We start from the raw sequence: 13,683 nt of genomic DNA on the forward strand, positions 1-13,683 counted from the left end.
GGCGACGGCTTCGGCGGGCAGGGGCAGGGCGTCGCCGACGGCAACGGCTTCGGCGGCGACGGCGGCTTCGGCGGTCCGGGCGGCCACGGCGGTCCGGGCGGCGAGCCCGGCCCCGGCGGTCCCGAGGGCTTCGGTCCCGGCGGCGGCTTCGACCAGCACGTCGCGGGCCCGCCCCCGGGCAAGGCCAAGAAACGCAACCTGCCGCTGATCATCGGCGGCGCGGCCGTGGCCGGCGTCGTGCTGATCGGCGGCGGCGTCGCGGCGGCGTCCATGTTCAAAGACGACCCCGCACCCAAGACCAAGACGACCGCCAAGACGAACAAGGCGGCCCCGACGGCGTCCGCCACGCCGTCCACCCCGGCCACCCCCACCCTCAGCCCGGTGAAGCTGAAGTCCCGCACCACCGACCCCAGCCCGCTCAGCCTGAACGAGGTCTTCGGCAAGTCCTCCTTCCGCGGCGCGGGCGAGAAGTACAAGCGAACCGGTTGGAACGCCGCCAAGTCCTGCGACGGTGCGGTCGGCGGCACCTCCCTGACCGTGTCAGTGAAGAAGGGCGGCTGCTCCCAGGTGCTCCGCGCCACCTACACGCGCGGCGACGGCAAGCTGATCGGCACCGTCGGAGTCTTCAACCTCAAGACCGAGACCGCGGCCAAGGCGGCGGTGAGGGCGGCTGCCGCCAAGGACGCCTACCTCAAGCCGCTGCCGGGCACCGGCAACACCAAGAAGATCGGCACCGGGCTCGCCCTCGGCACCGCCGAGGCACGGGGCCACTACCTGGTCATGACCTGGGTGCAGCGCCCGGACGGCAAGAAGATCGCCGACAGCGCGCACAAGGACGTCTCCGACTTCGGACAGCAGGTGATCCAGGGCAGCGGCCTCGGCGTGGCGCTGCACTTCCGGGAGACCGAGGGCAAGCCCTACCGGAGCTGATCGGCACGAGGACCTGAACCCCCATGCCTGAACCTGACGAGATCCGCCCCGCCGACGCGGCGGCGGACCCCGCCCCCTCCGCCCCCGCCCCGCCCGGCTTCGGCCATGACGAGCCGGAGTCCGCGGGCGGCCAACCCCGCATCCCCACCCCGTTCCGGCTCCAGGCCCCCTGGTGGGCCGCCGAGTCCACCGACTCGGACGAGCCGGAACCCGATCACCCCGCCGACGCGGACGTCGCTCCCGACGCCGCGCCGTCGTACGACCGGCTCGTCGCCGGTCAGGGCGCTCCCGAGGCGGATCCGCGCGAGTCCACCCCCGAGCCGACGCCCCGTCCCGCCCGGGAGACCGTGCCGGACGGCACCCCGATCCTGCCGCCGGCGACCGGCACGGGCCCGCAGCCCATGCCCCGAACCGCGCCGCAGCCGCTGGCCGCTCTCACCCCCGAGGCGGCGAACACCGACAGCCGCTCGTCCGGGCCCGTCCTGACGCCGGACGCGATCCTGCCGCCCAGCGTGGCGATCCCGCCCGCGGTGGTCCTGCCGCCGTCCAAGCGTCCGATGACCGACCGTCCGAAGCAGGACGGCCCGGCCACGGTCGCCGACATGCCGGTCGTCCCGCCGCCGGGCACCCCGGCCTCGACCACAGCGCCGGCGGCCACCGTCCCGAGCGCGGCGAGCGCCCCACAGGCGGCGGGCGCGGGACAGGCCACCATGGTCGCGCCCGCGCCCCAGCAGCCGCCGTTCCCCCACCCGGACGCGCCCAACGACGGGAACACCGGTCCGCAGCCCTTCCCGCCCGGTCCGCTGGGCGGAGGTGGCCCCGGCGCCGGAACACCGTCTGACCAGGACAAGAAGCGCAAGCGGCTGCTGGTCGGCGGCGGTGTGGCGGCGGCCGTGGTCGCGCTCGTCGGTGTCCTCGCGGCGGGCGTGGCACTAGGCGGCGGGGACGACGGCAAGGCCAAGGGCAAGAACAAGACCAAGGCCGCGGCGTCCCCCAGCCAACCGGCCGGGGCCTCGCCGAGCGCGCCCGTCCACCACCCTGTGGACATCAACAGCGAGAAGACCGACACGAAGCCGCTCGCGCTGACCGAGGTGTTCCCGAGCCCGGCCATCCAGCTCGGCGGGCACGCCTTCCAGCGCGACCGGTCGTCGGTCAACCACCAGTGCGGCCTGACCGCCCGCGGCTCGATGGCCGAGGCGCTCGCGCACGACGGCTGCCGCTCGGTCGTCCGGGTGACCTTCGTCAGCGACGACAAGAAGTTCGCCGTGACCAGCGGTGTCGCCGTCCTGCCGAACCACGAGGCCGCCGTACGGGTCAGCCGAGCCGGGAACGCGGGCAAGTACGAATGGTTCCGCGGCCTCAGCGGACCACGGACACCCGATATCGACGGCGCGGGAGGTTATGCCGCCGCCACCGTTCGAGGCCGCTACGTCGCATACGCGTACGCGACCTACACCGACGGAACGCGCGTCTCTCCTCAAGACACCCAGATCAAGGGCCTGGCACAGCAGTTCCTCGACTACGGGACCAAGGCCCTGGACGCCCGAGCCCGCGGCTGACGACCGACCGCCCTGAAGAACGAGAAAACCGCGCCCGGTGCCGAACGGCACCGGGCGCGGTCATGTCCAGGAGCGGCCGTTCCCACCCGGTGAAAGGCGAGGCTCAGCTCGACAGGGTCCGGACGCGCCGCGTCTGCTGCGCCCGGACGGCCAGGTCGGCGTCGTCCGGGTAGGTGATCTCCTCCAGGGACAGCCCGTGGGCCGGGGCGACGTTCACCGCCGAGTCGCGCACCCGCGCGCCCAGCACCTCGGCGGGCCAGTCGATCGCGCGCCGCCCGTCGCCGACGACCAGCATCGCGCCGACCAGCGCCCGGACCATCGAGTGGCAGAACGCGTCGGCCTTCACCGTGGCGACCGCCAGGTGCCGGGCCTCCCGGTTCCACTCGAACACCTGCAGCTCGCGGATCGTCGTCGCACCCTCGCGCTTACGGCAGAACGCGGCGAAGTCGTGCTCGCCCAGCATCAGCCGGGTGGCGGCGTTCATCCGGTCGATGTCCAGCGGACGCGGGTGCCACAGCACGTCGTGGCGGCGCAGCGGGTCGACGCCGACGGGGTCGTCGCAGACCCGGTAGGCGTAGCGCCGGGCCAGCGCGGAGAACCGAGCGTCGAAGCCCTCGGGGGCGATCGAGACGCGCCAGACCCGGACGTCCGGCGGTAGCAGTCCGGCCAGGCGGCGTGGCAGCGTCCCGTTCACGGCCGAGTAGGCCGCCACGGGCACCACCACGTGCGCGACCTGGCCGCGCGCGTGCACGCCCGCGTCGGTGCGTCCGGCGACGGTGAGCACCGGCGGCGGGTCGAGGCGCAGCACCCGGGCGAGGGCGTCCTCGATCACGCCCTGGACGGTGCGCTGGCCGGGCTGCCGCGCCCAGCCCGCGAAGTCCGACCCGTCGTAGCCGATGTCGAGCCGGAGTCGTACGAGAGCGGTCATGGGTGCCGGGGGTTCCTTGTCCTGTGCGTGGGCGTCCTGTCGGTGGGCCTGTTCACCGTCCACGGCGCGTCCGACCGGGCGTCGCCGGTCCCGCCGGGGCGGACGCCCGGTTCGGGGCGGTTTCCCTCCGGTGGCGCTCCCCAGTGCATCATCGACCCCCTGACCATGTGATCCATTCTCTCAAAGATCAGGCCCGCCGTCCCGTAGGGGGACGGCGGGCCCTCACATGTCGAGCGAGAAAGAACCCCGGAGGGCCTTACTCCGCGCTCTCCTCGGCCTTGGCCTCGGTGCCCTCGGCCTTGGCGTCGGTGTCCTCCGCCGGGGCCTCGGTCTGCGCCGGGGCGGCGGCGGCCGGACGGGTCGACGCCGAGATCGGCTCGGTCACCAGCTCGATGACCGCCATGGGGGCGTTGTCGCCCTTGCGCGGGCCCAGCTTGGTGATCCGGGTGTAGCCGCCGGGGCGCTCGGCCATCGCCGGGGCGATCTCGGTGAACAGGGTGTGCAGCACGCCCTTGTCCCGGATCGTCTTGGCGGCGAGGCGACGGTTGTGCAGGTCGCCCTTCTTGGCCTTGGTGATCAGCTTCTCCGCCAGCGGGCGCAGGCGGCGGGCCTTGGCCTCGGTGGTGGTGATGCGGCCGTGCTCGAACAGCGAGGTCGCCAGGTTCGCCAGAAGCAGCTTCTGGTGAGCCGCGCTGCCGCCCAGACGGGCGCCCTTGGTGGGCTGAGGCATGGTCGTTTCCCTTCTTGCACCGGCCGGGTCAGGAACCGGTGGCAAATCTCCGCGCCGGCCGTACCAGGTACCGGCGTCGGGTCATTCGGACGTGTCAACGGTATGCCGGGGTCAGGACTGCTCGGTCCCGGTCCGGGAACCGGGGCCGAGCGGGGCCCTGACGACCGGTCAGTACTGCTCGGTCTCGGCGTAGCCGCCGTCGTCGTCGCCGTAGTTGTCGGCGGCGGCGGACGGGTCGAACCCGGGCGGGGAGTCCTTCAGCGAGAGGCCCATGTCGTTGAGCTTCTGCTTGACCTCCTCGATGGACTTCGCGCCGAAGTTGCGGATGTCCAGGAGGTCCTGCTCGCTGCGGGCCACCAGCTCGCCCACGGAGTGGATGCCCTCGCGCTTGAGGCAGTTGTAGGAGCGGACCGTGAGGTTCAGCTCCTCGATCGGCAGGGCCAGGTCCGCGGCGAGCGCGGCGTCCGTCGGGGACGGGCCCATGTCGATGCCCTCGGCCTCGACGTTGAGCTCCCGGGCCAGGCCGAACAGCTCGACGAGGGTCTTGCCGGCCGAGGCCACCGCGTCGCGCGGCAGCATCGCGGCCTTGGTCTCCACGTCCAGGATGAGGCGGTCGAAGTCGGTGCGCTGCTCGACTCGGGTCGCCTCGACCTTGTAGGTGACCTTCAGCACGGGCGAGTAGATGGAGTCGATCGGGATCCGGCCGATCTCCTGGCCCGGCTGCTTGTTCTGGGCGGCCGAGACGTAGCCGCGGCCGCGCTCGACCGTCAGCTCCATCTCCAGCTTGGCCTTGTTGTTCAGGGTGGCGATGTGCAGGTCCGGGTTGTGGACCTCCACGCCCGCCGGCGGCGCGATGTCGGCCGCGGTGACCTCACCGGGGCCCTGCTTGCGCAGGTACATGACCACCGGCTCGTCGTGCTCGGACGAGACGACGAGCTCCTTGAGGTTCAGGATGATGTCGGTGACATCCTCCTTCACCCCCGGGACGGTGGAGAACTCGTGCAGGACGCCCTCGATCCGGATGCTGGTGACAGCGGCTCCGGGGATGGACGACAGGAGGGTGCGGCGGAGCGAGTTGCCGATCGTGTAGCCGAAGCCCGGCTCCAGCGGCTCGATGGTGAACCGCGACCGGTACTCGTCGACCTGCTCCTCGGTGAGGGTGGGACGCTGAGCGATGAGCATGGGTTTTCCTTCTTTCCGCGGTGCCCGCTATATGACGACCGCAGGTGGAGTTCTTCCCTGTCCGCCGCCCGTCCACGCGTCGGCGCGGGCGGGCGGCGAGACGAACGGGCCCCCGCCGTGGGGCGGGGACCCGGAGGCCCCGCCGCGGGGGCGGGGCCGGCGGGTCCGTGCGAACCCGGTGAGCCGTACTCGGTGGATGCCCGACGGGCCCGCCCGGAGGAGGGCCCGGTGAGCGCCTACTTGGAGTAGAGCTCGACGATCAGCTGCTCCTGGACGGGAGCGTCGATCTGCTGGCGGACGGGCAGCGAGTGCACGAAGATGCGCATCCGCTCGGCGTCCAGACCCAGCCAGGCCGGAACCTGGCGCTCGCCGGCCTCGGCCTTGGCGACCTGGAACGGCGTCATCTCGAGGGACTTGGCCTTGACGTCCACGATGTCGGCCTCGGAGACGAGGAAGCTCGGGATGTCGACCTTCTTGCCGTTGACCCGGATGTGACCGTGCCGGATCAGCTGGCGCGCCATGTCGCGGGACTTGGCGAAGCCCGCGCGGTACACGACGTTGTCCAGGCGGCGCTCCAGCAGCGAGAGCAGGTTGTCACCCGTCTTGCCCTGCTGGCGGTTGGCCTCGACGTAGTAGTTCGAGAACTGCCGCTCGAGCACGCCGTAGATGCGCTTGGCCTTCTGCTTCTCGCGGAGCTGGAGCAGGTACTCGGTCTCCTTGGGACGACCGCGGCCGTGCTCACCCGGCGGGTAGGGCCGGATCTCGATCGGGCACTTCGGGCCCTCGCACTTGCTGCCCTTGAGGAACAGCTTCATCTTCTCGCGGCGGCAGAGCTTGCAGTCCGCACCGGTGTAACGAGCCATTGTTCTGTGATCTCCCCTACGGTGCTCAGACCCGGCGACGCTTCGGCGGGCGGCAGCCGTTGTGCGGAACGGGCGTGACGTCCTGGATCGAACCCACCTCGAGGCCGGTGGCCTGGAGGGAGCGGATCGCGGTCTCACGGCCCGAGCCCGGACCCTTGACGAACACGTCGACCTTGCGCATCCCGTGCTCCATCGCGCGCCGGGCGGCGGCCTCGGCGGCCTGCTGCGCGGCGAACGGGGTGGACTTGCGGGAGCCCTTGAAGCCGACGTGGCCGGACGAGGCCCAGGAGATCACGTTCCCGTTGGGGTCGGTGATCGAGACGATGGTGTTGTTGAACGTGCTCTTGATGTGGGCGTGCCCGTGAGCGACGTTCTTCTTTTCCTTGCGGCGCACCTTCTTCGCGCCGACACGGCTCTTGGGAGGCATCTCTGCTCTCTTCCTTTGAGGTCGTCGATCCGTCCGGGACGGATGAGTCCCGGCGGACTACTACTTCTTGCCGGCCTTCTTCTTGCCGGCCACGGTCTTCTTCTTGCCCTTGCGGGTACGCGCGTTCGTCTGCGTCCGCTGACCGTGCACGGGCAGACCGCGGCGGTGCCGAATGCCCTGGTAGCAGCCGATCTCGATCTTGCGGCGGATGTCGGCCTGGATCTCGCGACGGAGGTCACCCTCGGTCTTGTAGTTGGCTTCCATCCAGTCGCGGAGCTTCACCAGGTCGTCGTCGCCGAGCTGGTGGACCCGCGTGTTCGGGTCGACGCCGGTGTTCTCCAGCGTCTCCTGGGCACGGGTGCGACCGATGCCGAAGATGTAGGTGAGAGCGATCTCCACGCGCTTGTCGCGCGGGAGGTCGACGCCGAGGAGGCGTGCCATCTCTGGCGGTTCCCTTCATTTCGCGGAGGTGTGGGCGCATCGCGTCCGCACACACCCGATGACTCGGGTGGCGGCCCCGGCCTCCGTCCGGGGGTGGCCCCTTCACACGACGGTGCCGTACGGCTCGATCTTGTTCGACCGGGCCGTACGGCGACCGCGTAAGAAGGCTGCGATACGTGGATCAGTTGTTGAACGTCGGCTCGACGGGTCGAGCGTCGGCTCGGCTGTTGAGCGTCAGCCCTGACGCTGCTTGTGGCGCGGGTCGGAGCAGATGACCATGACCCGGCCATGCCGGCGGATGACGCGGCACTTCTGGCAGATCTTCTTGACGCTCGGCTTGACCTTCACTGGGTCTCCTATTGGTACAGGGTCACCCGCGTGCCGCCACACACGCGAGAGGCAACCCCAGTGACTACTTGTAGCGGTAGACGATCCGACCGCGCGTGAGGTCGTAGGGGCTCAGCTCCACGACGACGCGGTCGTCCGGCAGGATCCGGATGTAGTGCATCCGCATCTTGCCGCTGATGTGGGCGAGCACCTTGTGCCCGTTGTCCAGCTCAACCCGGAACATGGCGTTCGGGAGGGACTCGATGACGGTGCCCTCGATCTCGATGGCGCCTTCCTTCTTGGGCATGTCCTCCGCGCTTCGCTGATCGGCTCATTGGACGCGGCCCGCACCGCCCCCGCTCACGTCACGGGGATCTGAAGATCGCCAACGGAGTGGGGAGGCCGGCCGCACCCAGGCCCGGACGCACATATGCGCCGAGCAGGGATTCAAGGCGGCCTAACACGGACCGACACAAGAGTGTACGTCACCGGGCGGTGGAACGCGAAATCATCCCACGACCCGGCACCGGATACTGCTCCCGACACAAGCATACAGCGCTCGCGCGTTGTACCTTTCCAGGAGGACGAACGACCAGGGGAGGACGGATGCCGAGCTATGACTTCGCGCTGATCCTCAGCCGTCCCCTCTACGAGGAAGAGCTGGACCCGCTCTTCGACCGCACCCACGGTCAGGTCACGGTCTCCATCATCACCGAGCCCCAGCACGCCGGACGGCCGGGCAACGCCACCGCGACCTGGCACGCGACCACCCTCGCCGAGGCCGTCATGCAGGTCGTCGCCCACCTGGAGGACGCCGCCCCCGGGCTGCACGTCCGCCAGGTCGAGGCCGACCCGCTGCTGACGATCCGCGACATCGCCGAGCGGGTGCGCCGGTCCGTCGAGTCGGTCCGGCTGTCGATCACCGGCGCGCGCGGGCCGGGCGGCTTCCCGGCCTCGGAGATGTCCACCGGCGGCCACCGGCTGTGGCGCTGGTCCAAGATCGCCGCCTGGTACGACATCGAGGACCCGCAGCTCCGCGAGGCCCGTCCGACGACCCAGGCCATCAACGGCTGGCTCGCGCTCCGCGACGTGGTTCCGGACATCGCCCCGGCCCCGGAGGACGTCACGTCGGCTCTCAGCGCCGTCCTCACGCACGTGGCCTGACCCCGGGCCGCCGCCGCAAGCCGGGATTCCGGCGCTTGGGCGGTCCCGTGGGCGCGGAACCCCGCTGATGAGCACACGCCGCCCGGACACGAGGGCCCGGGGAAGTCGGTCTTCGGAGGAGCGGATCGGCCTGGCGGATGCCGGTCAGCCGCGGGACATGGCGGCGAGGTCCGCGGTCCGGTAGGCCGCCGCGAAGGTGGCATAGACGATGAGATTGTCGTCATACGCGCGCCTGGCGTGGTCGAACCGCCCCGCGCAGGTGATCAGCCGCAGCTCCGGGACGGATCCGCCCAGGAGCACCCGCGACTCGCTGAACCGGCGCTTGGGCACCTGTTCCGAGCGGGTCATGCGGAACACCGCGACCGTGCCGTCCAGCCGGGCGACGGCGATGATGTCCCCCGGACGCAGGTCGCGAAGGCGCGCGAGGACGGCCGGCGCCGTTCCCGTGCCCCGGTGGGCGAGTACCACCGCGGCCCCCGGCTCTCCGGGACTCGGCCCGGACGCGAGCCAGCCCGCGCGGTGCGGACCGGCGGCCGGCGGCGGGCCGACCGGTCCGGGCGGACCGGAACCGTCCGCTCCGACGCGTCCGACGCGTCCGAGAGGGGTGGACACACCGATACCGGGGATCAGCAGGCGGGTCGGAAGGGCGGGTGCGAGGGCGGCGTCCAGCGGCAGCGGCGCTCCCGCCCGTGGCGAGGGAACGGCCTCAGGCGCCGGGAAGGGCGCGTGGCTCCGGCGTCCGAGCACGCAGGCGGGACGGGTCGCGGGAACGACCCCCGACGAAGCCGCCAGGACGCAGCGTGCCCGCCGGCGAGGTCGTCCCCGACATGGCCTAGGCATCCGCCCTCCTCCGCGTCCACAGCGTCCACCCGGGCCCGTCCGGGGCGTCTCCGACCAGCGCGGACGCCGCCGTGAGCGGTCGCCGTCCGGACATACGCCCGTTAGGGGATTCCAGCCAACCTCCCCCGTGAACCGGGTCGTACACCTTGATCGTCCGGCCTCGCTCCCCACGGACCCCTGCATCCAGGCCGGAGGCCGTGCTCTCCGGGCCGGAGGCCGTGCTCTCCGGGCCGGAGGCCGTGCTCTCCGGGCCGGAGGCCTTGCTCTCCGGGCCGGGGGCCGTCATCGCCGCGTTCCCCTCCCGCAGGCCGACAGGGGACGGATGGAGTGGTTGATGTTCCGGAGGGTGAGCATGTTCTGTCTGACGAGACCACCGCCGGTGAGGTTCGCGAGCGGACGCGGCCCGGCCCGCTCCCCCGCCCGACTTGATGATCACTGTCCGGATCGCCCCTCCGGGCCGGTGCGCCGCGGCGGCCCCCGCCGGAGCCGGGACCGAACGCGCCTCGGAATCGGCGCAGCTCGCCGGGGATATGATCGTGAGCGTCCGCCCCACCCGAAGGCGTCCCTTCCGGGACCTCGGCGTCACCCCACGGCCCGCGCGAGCGGCCGGAGCGACGGCGAGCGCGGTCCGGAGCGGGGTGCAGGCAGGCGCCGCACGCGCGCCGAACCGCTGGAAGGGCATGGTCTCCCCCGTCGGTCCCGGGGTCGGACGGAACCGGTGATCGTTTTTTGCCCGGCCGCCTCGACAGGCCGGTCAACCCGGCGCAAAGATCGGGTCAGCGCTCCCTCCGGCACCGAGGCCGTGGGCGGGCGGCGGCGGGGCGTGCGAACCGGTCCGGTCCGTGGTTCGCTTGGAGGAGGGGGAGGATCAATGGCGATCATTGCGCAGCTCAGCGACATCCATCTTGCGGTCGGCAGGGACGGCGAGGTGGACGACGCCTCGGGCCCGGTCCGCGCGCTGCGCGCCGCCGTGTCCAGCCTGCTGGCGCTGCCCGCCCGCCCGGACGCGGTCGTGCTGACCGGCGACCTGGCCGACGGCGGGCGCCCGGCCGAGTACGCCCGGCTGCACGCGCTGCTGTCCCCGCTGCCGATGGCCGTGTACCCGCTGCCCGGCAACCACGACGACCGCGACGCGCTCCGGCACGCCTTCCGCGACCACCCCGCCGTGGCGGACAGCGGCGGCCCCGGCGCGCCCGTCCAGTACGCGGTGGAGTTCGCGGGCGTCCGGCTGGTCTGCTGCGACACCACGATCCCCGGCTCGCCGTCCGGTGAGCTCGACGTGGAACGGCTCGCCTGGCTGGACGGCACGCTCGCCGAACGTCCGGACGTCCCGACCGTCGTCGCGACCCACCACCCGCCCTACCCGATCGGCATCCGGTTCATCGACGACATGGGCCTGTCCGGCACCGACGGCCTCGCCGAGATCCTCAAGCGGCACCGGCAGGTCGTCCGGGTGATCAGCGGCCACGTGCACCGCAGTTCGGTCGGCACCCTCGCCGGGACGCCGTGCACCACCACCTCCAGCACCTACCGGCAGCTCTTCCTCGACCTCACCCGGCCGGGCCGGGGCGCGCTCACCGGCGAACCGGCGGGCTTCGCGATCCACATGATCGAGGGCGAGTCGGCGGTCAGCCACTTCGTCCCGACGGGCAACTACCGGCCGCTGATGGAAGTCGACTAGACACCCCTGAGAACGCCGAAGAGGCCCCCACCGGGATCGGTGGGGGCCTCTTCGGTTCGACATCTCTTCTGGTTCAACGTCCCGCACGGCGGCGAGGGACTTCACCCTGGGCCGGTTCAGCGCCGCCCGTCGCTCCCGAACAGGCTCCGGACCAGCAGCATCACGCCCCACGGTCCGGCGATCCACAGCCACCACGGGTAGGGGACGACCGGGGCGGTCACGGCGATGATCGCCCAGATCGCCAGGTTCAGCCCCACGACGACCGCCCAGGCGGTCCACATGGCCCGCGTCCCGTGCCAGAGGGCGCCGCCGCGCGACGCCGGAGCGACGGTCGCGCGCTGGTAGGCCGGGATCGGCCGGTGGTGCAGGTCGGCCTCGGGCAGGTCGGCGGTGACCCGCTCCAGCTCGCCCATGGTCTTCGCCCCGTAGACCGCCTCCAGGCGCTCCTCCAGCTCGTCCATGGTGAGCCGGCCCTCGGCGGTGTGCTCGCGCAGGCCGGCGGCCACCCGGTCCCGGTCGGCGTCGGAGGCTCGGATATCAGGGTTGGGCGCCATCACGACCCCTTCAGCGTTCGTTCGGGGCGGCGGAACGCGATCCGCCGCTACTCCCAGAGTGCCCAAGGAAACGCGAACCTCTCAAGGGAGCGAGGTGCACCTTGCGCCGGTACCTGGCACCACCCGCCGACCCGCCGCGGACGGCCCGGCGGACGCCGGGAGGGCCGGGCCGACGGGCGGACGGCGTCAGAGGCCGAGCTTGGCGAACCACTCCCGGCCCTCGTCCAGCGCGGTCAGCACGCGCGGGCCCTCGGGCGTGACGGCGAAGGTGTGCTCGAAGTGCGCCGATGCGAGGCCGTCCGTGGTGATCACGGTCCAGCCGTCGTCGAGCTCGTCGGTCTCCTTGGTGCCGAGGTTGACCATGGGCTCGACGGCGAAGCACATGCCCGCCTCCAACACCGGCCCGTGCCCCGGGGCGCCGTGGTTCGGGATCAGCGGGTCCATGTGCATCTCGGTGCCGATGCCGTGCCCGCCGTAGCCCTCGACGATCCCGTAGTCCCCCCGGGACCGGATGTGTTTCTCGATCGCGTGGGACATGTCGGTCAGCCGGGCCCCCACGACGCCTGCCGCCAGGCCGTGCCACATGGACGCCTCGGTCACGTCCAGCAGCGTCCGCAGCTCGGGCGTGATCTCCCCCACCGGGACGGTGATCGCGGAGTCGCCGTGCCAGCCCTCGACGATCGCGCCGCAGTCGATCGAGATGACGTCCCCGTCGCGCAGCGTCTTGTCCGGGCGCGGGATGCCGTGCACGATCTCCTCGTTGACCGAGGCGCAGATCGTGCCGGTGAACCCGTGGTAGCCCTTGAACGACGGGATGCCGCCGTTGTCGCGGATGTGCTGCTCGGCCAGCCGGTCCAGGTCCAGCGTGGAGATGCCGGGCTTCACCGCCTCGCGCAGCAGCTCCAGCGTGCGGCCGACCAGCAGGCCGGCCGCCCGCATCAGCTCGATCTGCTCGGGCGTCTTGATCTGGATGGCGGGCTTGCGCCGTTTGAACACTGTCTACTCCCCCAGGGGCGGCCGGGGCCTCGGGGGAACCCGACTCCCGCCTACCCGGCGATCTACTTCTCGAACGGACGCAGCGCGTCCAGGGCCCGCCGGGTGACGTCCTCGACCGGTCCGGTCGCGTCGATGCCGCGCAGGATGCCCTCATCAGAATAGAACTGGACGAGCGGCGCGGTCTGTTCCGCGTAGACCTCCAGGCGGTGCCGGACGACCTCCTCGCGGTCGTCGTCCCGCTGGTAGAGCTGCCCGCCGCAGTCGTCGCAGATGCCGTCCCGCTTGTCGTCGAAGTCGACGTGCCAGATGCGCTCGCACTGCGGGCACTGGCGCCGGCCGGACAGCCGCCGGACGACCTCGTCCTCGTCCACGACGAGTTCGAGGACGACGTCCAGCCGGGTGTCCCACTCGGCCAGCATCTTCTTCAGGGTCTCGGCCTGCGGCACGTTGCGCGGGAACCCGTCCAGCAGGAAGCCGTCGACGGCGTCCTCCTGCTGGAGCCGGTCGCGCACCATGTTCACGGTGACCTCGTCCGGTACCAGGTCGCCCCGGTCCATGTACTGCTTGGCCAGCCGGCCGAGCTCGGTCCGCTCGTTGATGTTGCCGCGGAAGATGTCACCCGTCGAGATTTTCGGGATCGACAGATGCGACGCGATGTACTGGGCCTGCGTCCCCTTGCCCGCACCGGGGGGACCCACGAGAACGATACGCATCTACCGCAGGAAGCCTTCGTAGTTGCGCTGCTGGAGCTGAGATTCGATCTGCTTCACGGTATCCAGTCCGACGCCGACGACGATCAGGATGCTCGTCCCGCCGAAGGGGAAGTCCTGCGTGGCGTTCAGCATGGCGAACGCCACCATGGGGATCAGCGCGACGAGCCCCAGGTACAGCGCGCCCGGAGTGGTGATCCGGGTCAGCACGTAGTCCAGATATTCGGCGGTCGGCCGACCCGGACGGATACCTGGGATGAACCCACCATACTTCTTCATGTTGTCGGCGACTTCAGTGGGGTTGAAGGTGATCGCGACGTAGAAGTAGGTGAAGAAGATGATGAAGACGAA

The 13,683-nt window shown here is 71.4% G+C and carries 18 protein-coding genes; 4 read left to right on the forward strand and 14 right to left on the reverse strand.

What is annotated here, in order from left to right; genetic code table 11:
* Both DZF91_RS35795 and DZF91_RS35800 read left to right on the forward strand, forming a co-directional pair.
* Positions 1 to 930: hypothetical protein (locus DZF91_RS35795; RefSeq protein ID WP_117361467.1), on the forward strand; the 930-nt coding region annotated here is incomplete at its 5' end.
* Between the two features lie 23 nt (positions 931 to 953).
* Entirely contained in the window at positions 954 to 2,489 is a 1,536-nt protein-coding gene (locus DZF91_RS35800; protein WP_117361468.1) for a hypothetical protein, read from the forward strand.
* A 103-nt stretch (positions 2,490 to 2,592) separates the two neighbouring features.
* Here DZF91_RS35800 and truA read toward each other — a convergent pair whose 3' ends face one another.
* The 8 genes from truA to infA all read right to left on the reverse strand — a co-directional run bounded on the left by truA (position 2,593) and on the right by infA (position 7,694).
* Positions 2,593 to 3,417, reverse strand: a complete 825-nt coding sequence (gene truA, locus DZF91_RS35805) for a tRNA pseudouridine(38-40) synthase TruA (protein WP_117361469.1) — start codon at positions 3,415 to 3,417, stop codon at positions 2,593 to 2,595.
* A gap of 256 nt (positions 3,418 to 3,673) precedes the next feature.
* Positions 3,674 to 4,147: a 50S ribosomal protein L17 gene (gene rplQ, locus DZF91_RS35810; protein WP_117361470.1), complete on the reverse strand. Its 474-nt coding sequence runs from the start codon at positions 4,145 to 4,147 to the stop codon at positions 3,674 to 3,676.
* 168 nt (positions 4,148 to 4,315) lie between these two features.
* A complete protein-coding gene (locus tag DZF91_RS35815; protein ID WP_026415301.1) occupies positions 4,316 to 5,329 on the reverse strand; it encodes a DNA-directed RNA polymerase subunit alpha in 1,014 nt (337 codons plus the stop codon).
* 236 nt (positions 5,330 to 5,565) lie between these two features.
* Positions 5,566 to 6,192 (reverse strand): 30S ribosomal protein S4, encoded by a 627-nt coding sequence (gene rpsD / locus DZF91_RS35820; RefSeq protein ID WP_117361471.1) that lies wholly within the window; start codon positions 6,190 to 6,192, stop codon positions 5,566 to 5,568.
* A 25-nt stretch (positions 6,193 to 6,217) separates the two neighbouring features.
* The gene (gene rpsK / locus DZF91_RS35825) at positions 6,218 to 6,619 is read right to left on the reverse strand and encodes a 30S ribosomal protein S11 (RefSeq protein ID WP_021596710.1); all 402 of its coding nucleotides are present in this window, start codon (positions 6,617 to 6,619) and stop codon (positions 6,218 to 6,220) included.
* Between the two features lie 60 nt (positions 6,620 to 6,679).
* Positions 6,680 to 7,060 carry a 30S ribosomal protein S13 gene (gene rpsM / locus DZF91_RS35830; protein ID WP_117361472.1) on the reverse strand — a complete coding sequence of 127 codons (381 nt, stop codon included), beginning with the start codon at positions 7,058 to 7,060 and terminating at the stop codon, positions 6,680 to 6,682.
* Positions 7,061 to 7,294: 234 nt separating this feature from the next.
* Positions 7,295 to 7,408: a 50S ribosomal protein L36 gene (gene rpmJ, locus DZF91_RS35835; protein WP_018657566.1), complete on the reverse strand. Its 114-nt coding sequence runs from the start codon at positions 7,406 to 7,408 to the stop codon at positions 7,295 to 7,297.
* A gap of 64 nt (positions 7,409 to 7,472) precedes the next feature.
* The gene (gene infA / locus DZF91_RS35840; protein ID WP_018657567.1) at positions 7,473 to 7,694 is read right to left on the reverse strand and encodes a translation initiation factor IF-1; all 222 of its coding nucleotides are present in this window, start codon (positions 7,692 to 7,694) and stop codon (positions 7,473 to 7,475) included.
* Between the two features lie 299 nt (positions 7,695 to 7,993).
* Here infA and DZF91_RS35845 point away from each other — a divergent pair, with 299 nt between their 5' ends.
* Entirely contained in the window at positions 7,994 to 8,551 is a 558-nt protein-coding gene (locus DZF91_RS35845; protein ID WP_117361473.1) for a hypothetical protein, read from the forward strand.
* 144 nt (positions 8,552 to 8,695) lie between these two features.
* On the opposite strand, the gene DZF91_RS40755 is transcribed toward DZF91_RS35845, so the two are convergent.
* Entirely contained in the window at positions 8,696 to 9,163 is a 468-nt protein-coding gene (locus DZF91_RS40755) for a sortase domain-containing protein (RefSeq protein WP_158588121.1), read from the reverse strand.
* A 220-nt stretch (positions 9,164 to 9,383) separates the two neighbouring features.
* On the reverse strand, positions 9,384 to 10,073 hold the full coding sequence (locus tag DZF91_RS43210; RefSeq protein ID WP_407920970.1) for a hypothetical protein: 690 nt from the start codon (positions 10,071 to 10,073) through the stop codon (positions 9,384 to 9,386).
* A gap of 189 nt (positions 10,074 to 10,262) precedes the next feature.
* Here DZF91_RS43210 and DZF91_RS35855 point away from each other — a divergent pair, with 189 nt between their 5' ends.
* A complete protein-coding gene (locus tag DZF91_RS35855; RefSeq protein ID WP_117361475.1) occupies positions 10,263 to 11,072 on the forward strand; it encodes a phosphodiesterase in 810 nt (269 codons plus the stop codon).
* Positions 11,073 to 11,188: 116 nt separating this feature from the next.
* Here DZF91_RS35855 and DZF91_RS35860 read toward each other — a convergent pair whose 3' ends face one another.
* From DZF91_RS35860 to DZF91_RS35875, 4 genes are all read right to left on the reverse strand, one after another.
* On the reverse strand, positions 11,189 to 11,626 hold the full coding sequence (locus DZF91_RS35860) for a DUF1707 SHOCT-like domain-containing protein (RefSeq protein WP_117361476.1): 438 nt from the start codon (positions 11,624 to 11,626) through the stop codon (positions 11,189 to 11,191).
* A 186-nt stretch (positions 11,627 to 11,812) separates the two neighbouring features.
* A complete protein-coding gene (map, locus tag DZF91_RS35865; RefSeq protein ID WP_117361477.1) occupies positions 11,813 to 12,622 on the reverse strand; it encodes a type I methionyl aminopeptidase in 810 nt (269 codons plus the stop codon).
* Between the two features lie 62 nt (positions 12,623 to 12,684).
* Positions 12,685 to 13,335 (reverse strand): adenylate kinase, encoded by a 651-nt coding sequence (locus DZF91_RS35870; protein WP_117361478.1) that lies wholly within the window; start codon positions 13,333 to 13,335, stop codon positions 12,685 to 12,687.
* The coding region (locus DZF91_RS35875; RefSeq protein WP_268915983.1) for a preprotein translocase subunit SecY at positions 13,336 to 13,683 on the reverse strand (348 nt) is incomplete at its 5' end. It lies immediately after the preceding gene.

The organism is Actinomadura logoneensis, assembly GCF_003428695.1.
GTDB classification, from domain to species: domain Bacteria; phylum Actinomycetota; class Actinomycetes; order Streptosporangiales; family Streptosporangiaceae; genus Spirillospora; species Spirillospora logoneensis.

Excerpts from the sequence above, each read along its gene's own strand:
- rpsM (WP_117361472.1), bottom strand. The coding sequence starts at position 7,060 with ATGGCACGCCTCCTCGGCGTCGACCTCCCGCGCGACAAGCGCGTGGAG.
- DZF91_RS35815 (WP_026415301.1), bottom strand. The coding sequence starts at position 5,329 with ATGCTCATCGCTCAGCGTCCCACCCTCACCGAGGAGCAGGTCGACGAG.
- DZF91_RS35860 (WP_117361476.1), bottom strand. The coding sequence starts at position 11,626 with ATGGCGCCCAACCCTGATATCCGAGCCTCCGACGCCGACCGGGACCGG.
- rplQ (WP_117361470.1), bottom strand. The coding sequence starts at position 4,147 with ATGCCTCAGCCCACCAAGGGCGCCCGTCTGGGCGGCAGCGCGGCTCAC.
- DZF91_RS35800 (WP_117361468.1), top strand. The coding sequence starts at position 954 with ATGCCTGAACCTGACGAGATCCGCCCCGCCGACGCGGCGGCGGACCCC.
- rpsK (WP_021596710.1), bottom strand. The coding sequence starts at position 6,619 with ATGCCTCCCAAGAGCCGTGTCGGCGCGAAGAAGGTGCGCCGCAAGGAA.
- truA (WP_117361469.1), bottom strand. The coding sequence starts at position 3,417 with ATGACCGCTCTCGTACGACTCCGGCTCGACATCGGCTACGACGGGTCG.
- rpsD (WP_117361471.1), bottom strand. The coding sequence starts at position 6,192 with ATGGCTCGTTACACCGGTGCGGACTGCAAGCTCTGCCGCCGCGAGAAG.
- infA (WP_018657567.1), bottom strand. The coding sequence starts at position 7,694 with ATGCCCAAGAAGGAAGGCGCCATCGAGATCGAGGGCACCGTCATCGAG.
- DZF91_RS35845 (WP_117361473.1), top strand. The coding sequence starts at position 7,994 with ATGCCGAGCTATGACTTCGCGCTGATCCTCAGCCGTCCCCTCTACGAG.
- DZF91_RS43210 (WP_407920970.1), bottom strand. The coding sequence starts at position 10,073 with ATGCCCTTCCAGCGGTTCGGCGCGCGTGCGGCGCCTGCCTGCACCCCG.
- DZF91_RS35870 (WP_117361478.1), bottom strand. The coding sequence starts at position 13,335 with ATGCGTATCGTTCTCGTGGGTCCCCCCGGTGCGGGCAAGGGGACGCAG.
- DZF91_RS35855 (WP_117361475.1), top strand. The coding sequence starts at position 10,263 with ATGGCGATCATTGCGCAGCTCAGCGACATCCATCTTGCGGTCGGCAGG.